The sequence below is a fragment of the Nonomuraea maritima genome (assembly GCF_900100395.1).
In the GTDB taxonomy this organism is placed as follows: domain Bacteria; phylum Actinomycetota; class Actinomycetes; order Streptosporangiales; family Streptosporangiaceae; genus Nonomuraea; species Nonomuraea maritima.
The window spans coordinates 1-15760 of record NZ_FNFB01000010.1; the positions used below are offsets into that span (position 1 = coordinate 1).

A 15760-nucleotide genomic window follows, 5' to 3' on the forward strand; every position below is an offset into this window, starting at 1 on the left:
TGCCATAGCCAAGGTGCTTGTTTCTTGGTTGATCAAGCTTGCCCCAGCGCTCGGCGCAGGGCTCTTGTCTGCCGCTCTCTTGCTGCGCGGACTCGGCGCAGACCATAGGTAACCGCATCCTTCGAACCCACCCGTCGAAGCAACCTCGCGCGCCTCAAGCCGAGCGAGACGCCAGCGGTCCCCGGTATGAAGAACTGATCCAACCCCGCAGTTGGTTGCCGAATTGATCTCTTAGGTATCAAGCGGCGGCGCGGCGCGCCGCCGTACCCCCGGCCCTCCGCCCGCCCGCCGTCCGGGCGTGCGGCCTGGGGGCCGGTCCCGGACGGCGGCGGGACACCGGGCCGGGCACCGCACGCAGGCCCCGCCGTACCAACCGAACGCACCGACCGGGGTTGCCCCGCCGCCGCTCAGATGCGGCCCTACGATCGCCACTGCATGGCTGGACGCCGTACGTGCTTGGGGGCGATCGACGATCCAGGGTTCGTTCCTCACCCTGGCTCACCGAGGAACATGGCTGATCGCCGAATGCGGCACGGGCCGTTCTATCAGGGTCGAGTGCGTGCTGAAGGGCGGTGGTCCAGTGAAGCAAGATCCGGAACATGTGCGGATTGCGCCCAGCAGTCGGCCAGGACGGCGGCACGAAACCCAAGGTCGTAGCCGCAGTGTCCCGAAGATGGACCTTCCACTTTTAATCCGTAGGTTCCGGGTTCGAGCCCCGGGCGCCCTACCACTCTCTAAGGCTTTGACCAGGGGCGTTACCTCTCCTCCAGAATCCGCAGCGTCGCTCGCACCCCCTTGGGAGACCGAGGGGAGACCGCCAGTTTGGGAGACACCTCGCGGGACGATCGCCGCGGTCGCCTCCGCCGCCTCGTGAGCCAGCTCCGGCAGCACCGTCGTATACGTGTTCTCCGTCAGGTTGGTCGAGCTGTGCCGCAGCATCGAGCTGACCATCTTCGTGTCCGCGCCGGCGGCGTACGCCAGAGTGGCGGCACAGTGCCGTAGGTCGTGCAGCCGGATCGGCGGCAGGCCCGCCTTGAACGCGAGTTGAGAGAACAGTTCGCTGACCCACGCCGGGTGCAACTCGGTGCCGTCCTCGTGAGTGAAGATGCGGCCGGCGTCCTGCCACCCCTCGCCCCACGCCAGGCGTCCTCGGTCTGCCGTACTCGATGCTCCTTGAGCACGGCCACGGTGCCCGTGTCGAGGGCGATGACGCCGTCGCTGGCTTCCGTCTTCGGGGCGCCCTCTTCGAACTCCCAGCCGATCTGAACGAGCTGCTTCTCCACAGCGAGAGTCCGCTCATCCACATCGAGGTCCACCCAGCGGGCGCCGCAGCCCTCGCCGCGGCGGAGGCCTCGGAACGCGATGAGGTGGAACAGCGCGTACAGCCGGTGCTGGGCGGCTACGTCCAGGAACGCTCCCAACTGGACCGGCGTCCAGACCATGACGGGGCTGGGCCGCAGCTCGGCGGACTCCCACACCCGGACGGCGCTGACCTTTTTGCCGCCGGCCTCGGCCCGCACGACAGCCAGACGCTCGGCGAACTTGGCCTCATACGCCTCGACCCGCTGCTTCGTCCACACCAGCGCCTTCGGCCGCTTGGCCGACTCCAGCTTGATCGCCCCGGCGTTGTTGACGCTGATGACCTGCTGGCGGACCGCGTCACTCAACACCGTGCTGAGGGTTGCTCTGATGCGCTGCTTCGTGGCCGGGCCGGTGATCCGCTTCCCGCGGGCCGACGCCCGCACCTCCGGGTCGTCCGACTGCTTCGCTTTCCGAATGGCTTCGTTCTTCTCGTCGATCACGTCGAAGACCCGCTGCAGGACGGACACCCACAGCCGGTCCATGCGGACATGCGCCAGGTACTACATTCACAGATCTTGGCGTTCGCCTGTGTGACGCGGTGTAGTTGGGCCATCGTCATCGTGTGACCTGTTCTCTCACCTACGATCTGGTCGTGTCCTGGGATGCAGAGCTGAACGCGTTGACCGAGCGGATCGCGAGGCCGATGTTCACCCGGCCTGAGCCACGCTCAACGTTCGGCGACCTGGTCCGTGCTCTGCTGGCCGATGTCCCGCGGAAGAACTCCTGGCAGCTGGCCGACCACATCGGCCACGTCAAGGCGCACCGGTTCGAGTGGCTGCTGAACGGAGCCAAATGGGACGCCGACGCACTGCGCGATGAGGTACGCGCCTACGTGCTGGAGCATCTGGGCCGCCCCGATGGTGTGCTGATCGCCGACGACACCAGCGCGATCAAGAAGGGCGACAGGTCCGTGGGCGTGGCCCGCCAGTACTGCGGGCTGACCGGACAGATCGAGAACTGCCAGGTCATGCCCATGCTCACCTACGCCTCCGCAGCGGGACACGCCTTCGTCAACCGGCGGCTGTACCTGCCCCAGGCCTGGGCAGACGATCCGGAGCGGCGCAGGCAAGCCGGGGTGCCCGACGAGGTCGTCTTCGCCACCAAGCCGCACCTGGTGATCGACATGCTCGAAGAGGAGATCGCGGCCGGCACTCCGTTTCGCTACCTGTGCGGCGACTGCGGCTACGGACGCGATCCCGACCTGCGGGCCTTCTGCCACGATCGTTAGATCGGCTACGTGCTGGCCGTCCCGGCCGACCTGCCGCTGATCGCCGTAGGCGGCGGCAGCGAACCGGTCGGCCACCTCCTCGATCGCCTGCTGGCCCACGGCAACCCGGCCATCTGGGAACGTCGCTCCTGTGGACAGGGCACCAAGGGCACCCGCCTGTATGACTGGACCTGCCTGCCCGTGCGCCTGGCCGACCAGCAACCCGCCCCCGGCCACACGCACACCGTGCTCATCCGCCGCTCGGTAACCGACCCCGCCGAGATCGAGTTCTTCCTCGCCCACGCCCCGCTCGGCACCCCGATCACCGAGCTGATCAAGCTTGCCGGGCTGCGCTGGAAGATCGAGGAGAACAACGCCCAGAGCAAGGACCTGCTCGGCCTGACCCAATATCAGGTCCGTAAGTGGACACCCTGGCACCGGCACGTCACCACGGTCATGCTCGCCCTGACCTTCCTCGCCGTCACCCAGGCAGCCTTACCTGATGACAACGACACCGCAGCCGACCAGGGAAAAGACTGTCAGCCACCGCCGCAACCACCATGAACAGCGCTCCCGAGCCCGTGCCGCTGCCCTCGCTGGCGGAGATCCGACGCGTCCTGGCCCGGCTGTTCATCCCTGCCGCCAATGCCATCGAACACGTCCTGGTCTGGTCGGCCTTCCGCCGCCTCCACCAGGCCCGTGCCCGGCTCAGCCATTACCGGCGACGTGGAGATCCACTACCTCAAGATCTGTGAATGTAGTACCAGGCTCCGTCCACCACCGCTCGCCGGTTCGGCACTGGGCGGAGACTGAGCCGTACCGCGCAATCGGCCCGAGGGATTGCGGGCGAGGCGGGGCTGAGCGGTGCGGGTTGAGAAAGAAGTGTCGGCGTCATGGTCGCCTGGCCTGTCCAGGCCTCCGGGGAGGCCGGGTGGTGGTTCGCCGGGGGCGACGCCGACCTAAATGCCAACGCTCGAAAAGACCTCGGTATTTCGATTGTACGGCATGACTTCCAGAATTCGCCAATTCCAGAAGTAGCCTCAGCGGGTGAAATCCGGAAACACGCCCTCAGCTCAGAAATCACACAACCGGCCGTAGCAGCTTCCGGAAGAACAAGCCAGTCGCGGGCCGTGCCGCTCTCCGCCCCGCACCCCGCCGTCCTGGCCGGCAACACCGCCGCTCTCGCGCACGCCCCGCTCGAGCGGGTGCCGCGATTGCACTCCCGTCTCCCAGCCCGGCTGGAGGGCACACACCCCCGCACCACGGTAAGCGAATGTGGAGGACGACTACTTACAGCGTTCGACCCTGGGTAGGAGCCCCTTGCGGATGCCGGCGAAAGGAGCCGACCGTGCCTGGGAATGTCGCACTGATCATTCGATTCCACCTGATGGGCGGCGAAGACGTCTCCGTGATCAGCGGCGACTTCGACGGAGAGCCGGAGGCGGTGACGGCGATCGCTCGTGCGATGGACGAGCGGCGCAGCCTGGTGTTGATGCGAGCTAGATATGATCGCGAAGCCGACGTGAACGGCATAGTCATCAACCTTGCCAACGTGGTGTCGGCGCGTGTGTCGAAGACAGACAGCGCCGAGGCGGGCCAGTACCTGTAGCAGCGACTATTTACAACATGCTCACCGACGCCGAATGGGCTCCGCTGGCCGAGGGAGGCCGGCACGGAGACAAGGCCGTTTACGGATGTGAGCTGCCGCCCGGCCACGCGGGCGCGCACGCCGCGCACATCCAGCTGCTGCCGGGCCCGGATCGGTTCATCTGGCCGCTCAGTGGGTCACTGGCCGGAGGCGGGTGGCGGGCCGTTCGGGCGCGGGCTCGGTGACGCGACCGCCCTCATTCTCCCAGGAGGCTGAGCCGTCCTGGGCAGGTGAGCTCTCCTCGGGTGCCGCGGCGCGGAGGAGGTCGGCAGGACGCACACCAAACGTGTCCGCGACGGCGCGCGTGAGCGCGGCGATAGCGGGGCCTGCAGCGGTGCGGGGCGGGATGACCAGCAGGCTGACCGGCGAGGTTCCCGCGAAGCTCAGGGTTATCAGGTGCGGGTCGGCGCTGCGGAACCAGGCCACCCTGACCTGACGGCCCGGTGCCTGGATTCGGCGCGGGATGTGGTCCCAAGCGTCCACATGCAGGCCCACACGCAGGACGGCCCTGCCGAGCCGCTGGTCGACGGCGGAGATGAGAGCGGGCAGTTCGGTGCCGGCATCGCGGGTGCGCGGCCACCACGCTCCGTCGATCGTGCCCTGCTGGTGGAGGACGGTGTTCAGGCTGAGCCTGAGCGCGGACTGTTCCGCGAAAACCGGACCCGACGGGAAGAGGATTGTCGTCATCATGGTTGTCTGGCCTGTCAGGCCCCTCATCACGAGGCCGGAAGTGATCTATCGCCGCGGGCGACGCCAACCCGAATGCCAACGCGCGAAATGTCCTCGGTATTTTCTATTCTATCTCATTTCGCGAAACGAGAGGCATCAAGGCTCCACTGCGGAAATCGGTGATATTGCCATTTGCAGTGGTGATCGGCTCGGAGGATGACCGTACTCCGCGCGTGATCGCCGGGCGATGTCGAACCAGCGCGTCGCCGGGCACAACCGTTTCTCATCAGTGATCATCCCTGATAGCCGACCGATGCCTGCGGGGTTGTTTTCGGCTGGGAGCGGTACGTCGAGTGTGGAGGAAACGCGTGGCCCAGAGCACATCCGACGGTCGGGGTCAGTGGTGGGTGACACAGCCGGGTTTCTGGCGCGAGGTCTTCGACCATCTGGGTGCCGGCGTGGCCGTACTGGACTCCTCTGACCGGATCATCGCGGTCAACCCGGCTGCCGAAGAGTTGCTGGGCCGTACCGCCTCGGCGATGAGCGGGCAGGACTTTCACCTCCTGCTGCACCGCCACGTCGAGGACGCCACCCTGCCCCAGGAGCCGTGCCGGCTGCTCACGGCCCTCACCCGTCGCCTCCGCGCCCGCGGGGCGGACACACTGCTGAGCGAGGACGGACATCTCATCCCGGTCACCTGGTTCAGCGATCCCGTGACCAGGAACGGCGAGGTGCTCGGCATGATCGTGCTGATGTCCGGCGACGGAACCGACCGGGAAGCAGCGGTCAACCTCGCAGCGCACGTGACCGCCTTGGAGGACCTCACCGACCGGCTGGCCCTGGCCGCGGAGATCGCCACAGCGCTCGCGCAGACCCTGGACACCGAGGAGGCACTCGCCCGGCTCGGCCGCTTGCTGGTGCCGCGCCTGGCCGACTGGATCGCCATCGACCTGCGAACGGACGAGGGCGTCCGAAGAGTGGCGGCGATCGGACCAGAAAGCCGCGCCGAGTGGGAAGCGTGGCAAGGTCCACTTCCCGCGCTGGACGAGCACTCACGTTCTTCTCTGGTACGAGTGTTGCGCGGCGGCGATCCCGTCCTGATGGGGCTGGGGGACATCGCTCAGCCACCCGACTCTCCTCTGGCCGCCGTCCAGACGGGCTTCCTCCAGGCGATCGGCGCCACCTCCGTGCTCATCACACCTTTGGGCACCGTCCGGCGGGTCACCGGCGCCCTCACCCTGGCCCGTACCGGCGCCGCTCGGCCTTTCGACTCCGCCGAGGTGTCGCTGATCGGCGACATCGGGCGCCGCGTCGGCCTGGCCATTGACAACACCCTGCGGTTCGGCCGCCAACGCCAGATCGCCGAGGCCATGCAACGCAACCTGCTCGCATCCCTGCCGCAACCCGGCCGGCTGCGCCTCGCGGCCCGCTACCAGCCCGCCCCCGCCGGCTCCCAGGTAGGCGGTGACTGGTACGACGCGTTCCTCCTGCGTGACGGCGCCACCGCGCTGGTCATCGGCGACGTCGTCGGTCACGACCTGGCCGCCGCGGCGGGCATGGCCCAACTGCACGGCATGCTGCGCGCCCTGGCCTGGGATCGGACGGGACCTCCCAGCGCCATCGTCGACCGCCTCGATCAGGCCGTTCCCGTCATCACGAATGTCCCTCTGGCCACCGTCATCCTGGCTCGCCTTGAAGGTCCGGATGAGGGTCCCTGGCAACTGCGATGGACCAACGCCGGTCATCCACCGCCTCTGCTGGTCACACCCGACGGACGCGCCGAATTTCTCGAACAGGGACAGGGCCTGCTGCTGGGCACCGGCCTCAGTGACGTCAGCCGGCCGGACGCCACGGTCCCCCTGCCACCTCGCGCCACCCTGCTGTTCTACACCGACGGCCTGATCGAGATCCCCGGCACCGATCTGGACATCGGTCTGAGACGACTCCGCCGCCACGCCGCCGCCCTGGCCTGCCATGTCCTGGACGACTTCTGTGACCAGGTCCTCGCCCACATGCCCCCTGGCACCGCCGACGACGTCGCCCTCTTGGCCGTACGCATCCCGGCCGCCTCGGAGTGACCGACTCTTTCATGCCGGGTGACAAGCGGTTCACGCCACCCCTCTCTGTCAGACTGCTGTGATACAGCGACAGATGAGTTCTTTTGATGCGAAGCAGGGCAATACGGGACGTTCGAGACAGTGAGCGTAGGTCCTTGCGCAGTGCGAACTTTGGACGGTACAGCACGGCAACCTACGCTCGTTCACTTCTACACCGCATCTCGGATGCGACCGCCGGGCTGTGGCCCGGGCGCTGTCGTGATATCGGCGGTGAGGACGATGCCGGCATGTCCGAGCAGGCCCTGCACTACGCGTGGATTCGCTCCTGCCGCCAGGGCCAGTGTCGCGGCTCCATGTCTCAGGTCGCGCAGCCGCACCGGGGGGAAGGCCGCCGGCCAAACCCAGTTTGTGCAAGCGGTGGGTGAGGTAGTTGGGATCGATCGCCTCGCCGTTCTCGCGGGCCAATCTCTTCAGCACTCTTGCCGCCCGAAAGGCCTGACTACCTGGCTTGGGCGAGCCCCCATCCGCTGCTACCGGAAACGTCTGCCGTTCCGTCCCGACCGACGACTGACAACCGGTGCGGTGATGGTCACGGGGATACCTGAGGGAGTCTGGGCGCCCGTGATACGCCTCAGCTCGGACTCGCCCGAACGGACCTCGCTGGTCTGCGGGACGATACCGGCATCGGCCATCAAGCGGGTCATGTCACGGCGCTGATTGGGCAGCACCAGGGTGACGACGCTGCCGGACTCGCCGGCGCGAGCGGTGCGGCCGCCGCGGTGCAGGTAGTCCTTGTGGTCGCTCGGCGGGTCGACGTTGACGACGAGGTCCAGGTTGTCGACGTGGATGCCGCGGGCCGCGACGTTGGTCGCCACCAGCGCCGTGACGTGGCCGCTCTTGAATTGAGCGAGGGTGCGGGTGCGCTGGGGCTGGGACTTGCCTCCGTGCAGCGCGGCGGCGCGCACTCCGCTGTTCAGCAGCTGTTCGGTGAGCCGGTCCACAGCGTGCTTGGTGTCCAGGAACATGATCACCCGACCGTCGCGAGCAGCGATCTCCATAGTGGTGGCCTGCTTGTCGGCACCCTGGATGTGCAGCACGTGGTGCTCCATCGTGGTGACCGCGCCCGCCGAAGGGTCGACCGAATGGACCACCGGGTCGCTCAGATAGCGGCGGACCAGCAGATCGACGTTGCGGTCCAAAGTCGCGGAGAACAGCATCCGCTGGCCGTCTGGGCGCACCTGGTCGAGCAGGTGGGTGATCTGCGGCATGAAGCCCATGTCTGCCATCTGGTCGGCCTCATCCAGCACGGTGATGCCGACCTGGTCCAAGCGGCAGTCGCCGCGCTCGATGAGATCCCTGAGCCGTCCCGGGGTCGCGATGACGACCTCGGCGCCGTTGCGCAGCGCATGGGCCTGGCGGCTGATCGACATGCCGCCGACGACCGTGGCCAGCCGCAGCTTCAGTGCTTGGGCGTACGGTGTGAGCGCATCGGTGACCTGCTGGGCCAGTTCCCTGGTGGGGACAAGGATCAGTGCAAGCGGTCGCCGCGATTGTGCCCGCTGTCCAGAGGTGCGAACGAGCAGGGCCAGGCCGAAGGCGAGTGTCTTGCCCGACCCGGTGCGTCCCCGCCCCAGGACGTCCCGGCCGGCCAGAGAGTTCGGCAGCGTGGCCGCCTGGATCGGGAACGGTTCGTTCAAGCCCAGGCTGGTGAGCACCTTCAGCACTGCGGGCGGCATGCTCAGCTCAGCGAATGTCGCGGCTGCCGGCAGGGCCGGGGTGACGGTGACCGGCAGCGCGAACTCTTTCTGGAGCGCGGCGGGACGCCGCCCGTTGCCGGACCGGCTGGAGGGGCCTGAACGGCCCTTGGCCGGAGAGCCGAATTGGCCACCCCTGCTTCGGGCGGAGCCGCCCGTATGGGGCGAAGAGTTGCGATCGTGCGCGCGAGTTGCGTGGTTCATACAGAACCTTCCTCGATGCGGCACGTGTCAAGTGATCCTCGGTGCGATGAGCGGCACAAGAACAGCGAGCACGAGCCGAAGAAAAGACGAGTCGAACCGGCGGAAAACCGCCTGGGCCCGTACGTCGAAATGGTCGGCTTTCGCCGGGAAGAACGCGGCGATGACGCCGCGCCGTAGGATTGGAGCGGGCCTATGCCCGAACCATCGGTGGTGGTGCATCCGGTGTGCGGCGGAAGAACAGACACGCTGTGCTTCTCGGTTGTGAGGCCATCACGGCACGAGGGATGCCACAAAAGCAACGCGCCGGGGACCGCGCCCTGCGGCGCGGGCCCCGGCTACGTGGTGTGTTCAGGCGGGAACGATGTTCTCGGCCTGCGGGCCCTTCTGGCCCTGCGTGACGTCGAAGGCCACCTTCTGGCCCTCGCGCAGCTCACGGTAGCCGCCGTTGGCGACGATGTTGGAGTAGTGCGCGAAGACGTCGGCGCCGCCGCCGTCCTGCTCGATGAAGCCGAAGCCCTTTTCCGCGTTGAACCACTTCACGGTGCCGGAAGCCATGTTGATCTCCTTTGATAGGTGCATAGCCGAAATCCGCGTCGAACGGACTCCGCGTCGCCGCGATAGGACCACACCCGGAGATGACCGGAAAACAAAAAATGCACCTGAGGCTACATACCGTCAGGTGCACACAAGTCTTTATGGGTACCACAACTGCAACTAGGCTCAATCTAACACACGTGTGGCCGTGCCGCGCATGCCCCCGCCGACGTCGTCATCATCGTCGTCGTCATCATCCGCGCGCCATCGCCGCCTTGATCCGCAAGTTCCAGGTTCAACTGCACTGTTGCCCGCACCGCGCCACCCCGCTCGGCCAGGCAATCTCCTCGTCCTGCAGCTCATCGAAGAGGCCGCTATTCACGCCGGGAAAGGCTTACGGTTCTGCGCCCGCAGGTGGCCCGGCCGGCCCGGCCTCCCTGTACGGCCGAGCAGACCAGCAGGTCGGCGCGGTACCCGGCGGCTTGGCGCCGGGCCATATGTGCGCGCCGGCGGCCAAGCAGTAGTACGCGTACGCCGCCGGCCGGAAGGTCATCACCGCTCGCTACGCCGACGCTCGGGATCCAGCCCGAGGGGTGGTCACCAGGCGACGGGGCCCAGGCGGTCGATGAAGATGCCGGTCGGTCCTTCGGCGTCGATGGTGGCGAGTTCGACGATCGGGTCGGAGCCTTCGGCGGCGGTCAGCTGGCCGGTGTGGTGGTTCATGTCGGTGGCGGCGAACTTGTGGTTGGCGACCTCTCCGGGAGTGACCATGTTGAACTTGATGGTCGGGAGCGCGTTGGCGTACCGGACGGTGATCATGTTCAGTGCCGTCTTCGACGAGCTGTAGGCGAGTTCGTGCATCTTCGAGGCGGGCTGGTGCGGGTCGGCGACGACCGCGAAGGAGCCGGCGGCGCTGGAGACCATCACCACGCGCGGGTTCTCGGCCTCCTGCAGCAGGGGGAGGAACGCGTGGGTGACCCGGACGGGTCCGTACACGTTGGTGTCGTAGACGGAGTGGAGCTCGTCAGCGGTCGCGTCCGCGGGTGGGATCACCCTTCCCGGCGCGCCGGCGTTGTTGATGAGCACGTCCAGTCGGTCGGTGTGCTTGCGGACGAGCTGTACGGCGTCGGCCACCGACTCGTCCGAGGTCACGTCCAGCGGAACCATGATCACGTTCGCGCCGGCGGCGGTCAGCTTGTCGGCGGCCGCCTGTCCGCGGCCTTCGTCGCGGGAGCCGAGGAAGATCGTCCAATCCATCTCTCCGAGCCGCCTGGCCGTCTCGAAGCCGAGTCCCTTGTTGCCGCCGGTGATCAGTACTGAGGTCTGTGCCGAGTTCGTCATGCCCCCTGAGACGAGATGCGGCCGTCCGGCTGTGACACGGTGTGACCGGCATCACATGTCACTGGCTGAGTCGATGCCTCGTCTGCCGGACGTACAGGCAGATTTGATCAGGGAGTAGACGATGAATCTCGCGCTGTGGATCGCTGCCGGACTGCTGGCCGCGGTGGCCTTGAGCGGCTGCGCCACCAAGATGTTCACGCCGGTGGCGAAACTGGCTGCGGCACCCGGCGGAGGGTGGACCGGAGACGTCGGCGCGGGCTTCGTCAGGACCCTCGGTGGCCTGGAGTTCCTGGCCGCGCTGGGCTTGATCCTGCCTGCCGTGCTCGGGATCGCGCCGGCTCTGGTGCCGGTGACCGCGGTCTGCTGGGTCCTGCTGATGGTCGGCGATGATCACTCATGGCCGGCGCGGCGAGTTCGCGTTCATGGTGCTGAACGTGATCTATCTGGCGGTCGCGGCGTTGTCTCCGTGCGGCACACCCACGCGTTGTTCTCGCGGATCGGGGTCACGCCGGGGCCTGCATCAGGGAACAGCGGCTGCTGGCGGCACGGGCGTCGTTGTCGGACCAGAAGCAGGGCATGCGCGCCGTCTCGGATATCGGAGCGGCCGTGGGGATGGGCGAGTCGCGGACGTTCGAGCGGGCGTTCCAGCGGCAGTTCGGAACGACGCCCGCGCGTTGGCGTCTGGAGCACGCGACGTCGGCGGCGCTGTAAATGCTGAGCAATCGAATGGCGTTTTGGTAGGGATCTGTTCTTGTACTGTCCGTATGGAGCAGAATGATCAACATGGCCGTTCAAGCCGAGAAAATGCCGGCGATTCTGGCGGCTACCAGGTTCGTCGTGGTTGTGCAGCTGGCTTTCGGCCTTTTCGGTGCGGCGATCATGACGCCGTTGTTCATGGGCGCCTTCAGCCATCCTGCGCTTCTCGTCCTGCTGATGCCCTATGTCGTGGTATTGGTGTGCATGGGGTTGCTGGTATTCAGGTGGTCGTCCCGCCAGAAGTGGGTGCGCTGGGGTGGCATCGCCTTCGAGGGAGTCATGGTCGGCTATCACCTCGTCATGGCCGTGGTGCACGCAGAGTTCGGTTGGATGACGCTGGTTCACCCGTCCACCGTGCTGCCCGCGGCGATCGTCATCGGCTTGCTCACTCCGTCGGCGGTCCGCTGGTTCGTTCGCTGACGCACAGGGGGCGGGTTCGGAGCTGGTAGGAGACCGCGGCGACGGCCAGGGCCCAGCCGTACGCGCCGAACGCCAGCGACGCCGCTCCGCCGATGCCGAACAGGTCGTCGCCGAGGACGCCGGCACCCGCGAGGATCCCGCTCGTGGTGCCGTACAGGGCGAAGGTGGGTGCGATCAGCCAGACCGGGGTCAGCGGCAGAAATCGGGGCACTCGTCTGCCCGCCCACCACAACGTCCAGCGGGGAAAGACCATGCCCCAGGGACGGACGAGGCCCAGCAACAGGAACACGGCCAATCCGACGCCGCAGTACCCCGCCAGCAGCATGTACCAGGTCAGCCGGAAACCGCCGGGCTCGATTCCCGGCACACCGGCCGCGCCGAGAGTGTGCAGGACGAGGTACGGAAGGAACGCGCAGCAGCCGGCGTACGCGATCCGTCGCACGATGGGCGGAGCCGCGTGCGGGGCGGGATGCCGTCGGTTCGTCGCGTCCGCCTGATGGGCCCGGCCGCACCGGACGCAGACGCCGGCGCTACGGCGGGTGTGCGCCAGCGCGGTGGCCGTGAACAGGGCCCCGACGGCGGCCAGACAGAGCCGCTCGACGAAGATCACCCCGTCGGCCGTACCGGTCAGGACGAGCTGGATCAGGTGGAGCAGCACCATGCAGCTACCCGCCAGGGCCAGCAGCGCCACGCCCCACGCGCCCGCCGACAGGACGCGGGACGGTACGCGTCGACCCCACGGGCGTACGGTGGCGGCCGCGACCACGGATCCGACGAGGAGCACGACCGCGCCCGGCCAGGCGACGTCGGGCAGGCCGAGGTCCGTGACGCCGAGGAACGAGCGGTAGCCCAGGAGCGCGGCCACCAGCAGTACGCAGCCGTACAGGGCGGCTGCTCCGCTCGCGGCGTGACCCGCCCATCGCGGCCACCGTCCGATGGATGACGCGACCCGTCCGCCCATGCCGACCTCCACAGAAGAAGACCTGTGAAGTCTGCTCCGCCCCGCCTTTGAACTCCCTGAAAGGCGCTGAGAACGCCCTCAGTCAGTACCGCAGTTCGGCCAGTACGGCGTAGTGGTCGGAGGCAGTCTGCGGGCCGGTACCCACCACCTCGCAGCGCACCGGATGCCCCGCACCTCCTGCGCGCGGCCAGGCGCTCAGGACGTAGTCGAAGCGGCGATCGGGATAGAGCCCAGCGCGTGCCCATGGGTTGGCGTTGCTCCACGTGTAGCCGGGGCCGCCGTCGCCGGCGATCTCCCACGCGTCATAGAAGACCACGCCCGGTGTCCCCGGCGCGCTGCGTCCGGTCAGCATTCTGATCTCGTCGCTGTCGGGCGGTGCGTTGAAGTCCCCGCACACGACCGTCGGACATCGCCGCGAGGCCACCTCGCCCACGAAGGCGGTCAACGCCCGTACCTGCATGTGGCGAGCCTCCGACTCGTCCAGCCGAAACGCACCGATCATCACGCTGAACACCTGCAGCGGGCCCCGTGGTCCCGCCAGCTCACAGAACAAGGCGCTGCCCGGCAGCGCACCGCCCGGCAGGTGCCGCTCTTCGCTCCGCATGATCGGCCAGCGCGACAGCAGCGCGCATGAGGACTTCTCCGAGGCCACCGCGGTGTGCTCGTAGCCGAACGTACGCCCGGTCGGCTCCTGCAGAGCCACTACGTCGGGCGCCAGCTCACCTATCACCTTTTCGATGCGCTCGGCGCGTTCGGCGTATGGCCCGTACTCGCCCCAAACGTTCCAGGTCAGCAGACGCACGCGAGTATCGATCATGGGACCGTACGGTTCTTCCCAGTTCATGCCCGCGCCTCCGCCGCTTTTGCCCTACTGATCTCTTTTACCGCCTTCAGTGCTTCGTGGTTATATGTCCTGCTTATCGTGCCTGTTGCGTTATTTGCGCCTATGAGGTGCTGATGCGCTGAACCTTCCCGGTCAGGTCTCCGCGGTCATGCGTTGGGTGCCGATGACCTTCAGCAGCTGAAGGGAGCGGTAGGCGGGTGAGTCGGGTTCGGCGGTGAAGATGACCACCTGTTGCTCCTGGCCGGGGACGGTGAGGATGTCGAAGTCCAGGTCGATCGCCCCGACCTGCGGATGCCGTACGGTCTGGCGCAGGTGGTGGTCGATGCGGAACTGCTGCGACTCCCACAGGCGGGCGAATCCCTCGCTGCCGGCCACCAGCTCCGCCACCAGGTTCTTCAGTTCCCGGTTGTCGGGGTAACGGGTGACCGCCATGCGCAGGTAGCTGACCGCCGTGACGGCGAACCGGTCGGAGGCGCCCATGCCGTAGTGGCGCAGGTACGGGTCGGGGTGCAGGAAGTACCGGCGGATGAGGTTGCGCTCCTGCCCGGGGGCCAGGGCGGAGAAGTCCTCCAGCAGGGCCGCGGCCAGCGGGTTCCAGGCCACGACGCGGCAGGTGGAGTCGACGACGATCGCGGCGGCGTCGCCCAGCCGGTCGATCAGGTTCAGCGTGCTGGACTGCACCTCGCGCACCGGTCCGGCCGCGTCGTTCTCCTCCCTCTCCCCCGCGAGCTGGAACAGGCGGGCGCGCTCCTGGTCGGTGAGACGCAGCGCGCGGGCGATGCCGCTGAGGACGCGCGGTGAGGGGTGCCGGCCGCGTGCCTGCTCCAGCCGCGTGTAGTGGTCCACGGAGATGTACGCGAGTTGGGCGACCTCCTCGCGCCGCAGGCCAGGGGTGCGCCGCCGGTGTCCCTGGGGCAGGCCCACGTCCGCCGGGGTGACCCGCGCTCGACTGCTGCGCAGGAAGTCCGCCAACGCTCGTCTGTCCATGTGGCTCACGATATGTCCGCGGTACGTCGCGTGCCCGGCCTCAGCCAAGGACTCCTGGTCCCTGGTTGCGCGGGATCCGCCCAGGTGACAGTGAATCCACCAACCCGAGGAAAGGCACGAGACATGCGTATCTTCATCACCGGTGCGAGCGGCTACGTCGGCGGCGTCGTCACCGAGCACCTGGTCCGGGCCGGGCACGAGGTGGTCGCCCTGGCCCGGTCGGACCGGGCCCGCGAGCGGGTCGAGGCGCTGGGCGCCAAGGCGGCGCCCGGCGGGCTGCGGGACCTGGACGTCCTGCGCGCGGCAGCCGCCGGCGCCGACGCCGTCGTGCACACCGCCGTCGACTACTTCGACGCCGCCATGGGTGACATCGAGCGGGACGCGCTGCGCTCGATGCTGGACGGGCTGCACGAAGGGGCCGCGTTCGTCTACACCAGCACCGGCCTCGTCTACCCGGACACCCAGGGCGTCACGGTGGACGAGGAACACCCCGTCGACCCGGGGAGCCCGCAGCCCTTCAAGATCCACGGCGAGCGGCAGGTGCTGGACGCCGGCCACGTCGCGGGAACGGTGATCCGGGCGGGGCTCGTGCACGGCAGGGGCGGGTCGGGGTTGCTCCAGGGCATGCTGGCCTCCGCCCGGCAGCAGGGCATGGTCGCCTACATCGGCGAGGGGACCAACGAGTGGTCGTCGGTCCACGTCGACGACCTCGCCGCGCTGTACGCGTCCGTACTGGGGCAGGGTTCGCCCGGGACGGTGGTGAACGCCGCCGCGCCCGAGCGGACCCCCATGCGCCGGATCGTCGAGGCCGTCGCCGCGACGGCCGGAGCCCGCGCGGTGTCCGTCACTCCCGAGCAGGCGGTCGAGCTGATGGGACCGGCCGCCGCCGTCCTCACGCGTTCAGCGCCGCTGGACTCCGGCAAGGCGCGGCGCCTGTTCCGCTGGAACCCCACGTCGCCGAGCCTGCTCGACGACCTGACCTCCGGCTCGTACGCACCGGCCGCGGCCTGACGCGG

The 15760-nt window shown here is 68.0% G+C and carries 15 protein-coding genes and 2 pseudogenes; 9 read left to right on the forward strand and 8 right to left on the reverse strand.

The features are described from left to right. Positions 1 to 498: 498 nt before the first annotated feature. Entirely contained in the window at positions 499 to 1080 is a 582-nt protein-coding gene (locus BLR04_RS42770; protein ID WP_176903144.1) for a tyrosine-type recombinase/integrase, read from the reverse strand. Between the two features lie 86 nt (positions 1081 to 1166). Here BLR04_RS42770 and BLR04_RS42775 point away from each other — a divergent pair, with 86 nt between their 5' ends. From BLR04_RS42775 to BLR04_RS17945, 4 genes and pseudogenes are all read left to right on the forward strand, one after another. Further along, positions 1167 to 1928: a hypothetical protein gene (locus BLR04_RS42775; RefSeq protein WP_176903145.1), complete on the forward strand. Its 762-nt coding sequence runs from the start codon at positions 1167 to 1169 to the stop codon at positions 1926 to 1928. Next, positions 1925 to 3133 (forward strand): annotated as a pseudogene (locus BLR04_RS42780) (IS701 family transposase). The gene BLR04_RS42775 and the pseudogene BLR04_RS42780 overlap by 4 nt, the downstream one beginning before the upstream one ends. Next, a complete protein-coding gene (locus BLR04_RS17940; RefSeq protein WP_090766160.1) occupies positions 3130 to 3324 on the forward strand; it encodes a hypothetical protein in 195 nt (64 codons plus the stop codon). Before BLR04_RS42780 ends, BLR04_RS17940 begins: the two are co-directional and overlap by 4 nt. Before the next feature lie 593 nt (positions 3325 to 3917). Further along, positions 3918 to 4178: a hypothetical protein gene (locus tag BLR04_RS17945; protein WP_143022084.1), complete on the forward strand. Its 261-nt coding sequence runs from the start codon at positions 3918 to 3920 to the stop codon at positions 4176 to 4178. Positions 4179 to 4346: 168 nt separating this feature from the next. Here the strand turns inward: BLR04_RS17945 and BLR04_RS17950 are convergent, their stop codons facing one another. Beyond that, positions 4347 to 4934 (reverse strand): DUF5994 family protein, encoded by a 588-nt coding sequence (locus BLR04_RS17950; protein ID WP_245740331.1) that lies wholly within the window; start codon positions 4932 to 4934, stop codon positions 4347 to 4349. A gap of 359 nt (positions 4935 to 5293) precedes the next feature. Here BLR04_RS17950 and BLR04_RS17955 point away from each other — a divergent pair, with 359 nt between their 5' ends. Then, positions 5294 to 6964 carry a SpoIIE family protein phosphatase gene (locus tag BLR04_RS17955; protein WP_218129044.1) on the forward strand — a complete coding sequence of 557 codons (1671 nt, stop codon included), beginning with the start codon at positions 5294 to 5296 and terminating at the stop codon, positions 6962 to 6964. Between the two features lie 509 nt (positions 6965 to 7473). Here the strand turns inward: BLR04_RS17955 and BLR04_RS17960 are convergent. The 3 genes from BLR04_RS17960 to BLR04_RS17970 form a co-directional block, all read right to left on the reverse strand. Then, positions 7474 to 8901 (reverse strand): DEAD/DEAH box helicase, encoded by a 1428-nt coding sequence (locus tag BLR04_RS17960; RefSeq protein WP_245740316.1) that lies wholly within the window; start codon positions 8899 to 8901, stop codon positions 7474 to 7476. Positions 8902 to 9249: 348 nt separating this feature from the next. Beyond that, positions 9250 to 9456: a cold-shock protein gene (locus BLR04_RS17965; RefSeq protein WP_020545593.1), complete on the reverse strand. Its 207-nt coding sequence runs from the start codon at positions 9454 to 9456 to the stop codon at positions 9250 to 9252. Between the two features lie 576 nt (positions 9457 to 10032). After that, on the reverse strand, positions 10033 to 10776 hold the full coding sequence (locus BLR04_RS17970) for an SDR family NAD(P)-dependent oxidoreductase (RefSeq protein WP_090766176.1): 744 nt from the start codon (positions 10774 to 10776) through the stop codon (positions 10033 to 10035). Between the two features lie 190 nt (positions 10777 to 10966). Here BLR04_RS17970 and BLR04_RS41820 point away from each other — a divergent pair. From BLR04_RS41820 to BLR04_RS40695, 3 genes and pseudogenes are all read left to right on the forward strand, one after another. Further along, a pseudogene (locus tag BLR04_RS41820) lies at positions 10967 to 11101 on the forward strand (DoxX family protein); the annotation flags it as partial. A 194-nt stretch (positions 11102 to 11295) separates the two neighbouring features. Continuing rightward, complete coding sequence (locus BLR04_RS41825) at positions 11296 to 11487, forward strand: helix-turn-helix domain-containing protein (RefSeq protein ID WP_281191524.1); 192 nt, start codon at positions 11296 to 11298, stop codon at positions 11485 to 11487. A 63-nt stretch (positions 11488 to 11550) separates the two neighbouring features. Next, a complete protein-coding gene (locus BLR04_RS40695; protein WP_090766182.1) occupies positions 11551 to 11952 on the forward strand; it encodes a hypothetical protein in 402 nt (133 codons plus the stop codon). Here BLR04_RS40695 and BLR04_RS17990 read toward each other — a convergent pair. The 3 genes from BLR04_RS17990 to BLR04_RS18000 all read right to left on the reverse strand — a co-directional run bounded on the left by BLR04_RS17990 (position 11918) and on the right by BLR04_RS18000 (position 14744). Further along, entirely contained in the window at positions 11918 to 12913 is a 996-nt protein-coding gene (locus BLR04_RS17990; RefSeq protein WP_143022087.1) for a hypothetical protein, read from the reverse strand. The genes BLR04_RS40695 and BLR04_RS17990 overlap by 35 nt on opposite strands. An 82-nt stretch (positions 12914 to 12995) precedes the next feature. Then, positions 12996 to 13730: an endonuclease/exonuclease/phosphatase family protein gene (locus BLR04_RS17995; RefSeq protein WP_176903146.1), complete on the reverse strand. Its 735-nt coding sequence runs from the start codon at positions 13728 to 13730 to the stop codon at positions 12996 to 12998. Positions 13731 to 13889: 159 nt separating this feature from the next. Then, positions 13890 to 14744 (reverse strand): helix-turn-helix transcriptional regulator, encoded by an 855-nt coding sequence (locus BLR04_RS18000; RefSeq protein WP_090766190.1) that lies wholly within the window; start codon positions 14742 to 14744, stop codon positions 13890 to 13892. A gap of 123 nt (positions 14745 to 14867) precedes the next feature. Here BLR04_RS18000 and BLR04_RS18005 point away from each other — a divergent pair, with 123 nt between their 5' ends. Continuing rightward, positions 14868 to 15755, forward strand: a complete 888-nt coding sequence (locus BLR04_RS18005; protein WP_176903147.1) for an NAD-dependent epimerase/dehydratase family protein — start codon at positions 14868 to 14870, stop codon at positions 15753 to 15755. Positions 15756 to 15760 lie beyond the last annotated feature (5 nt).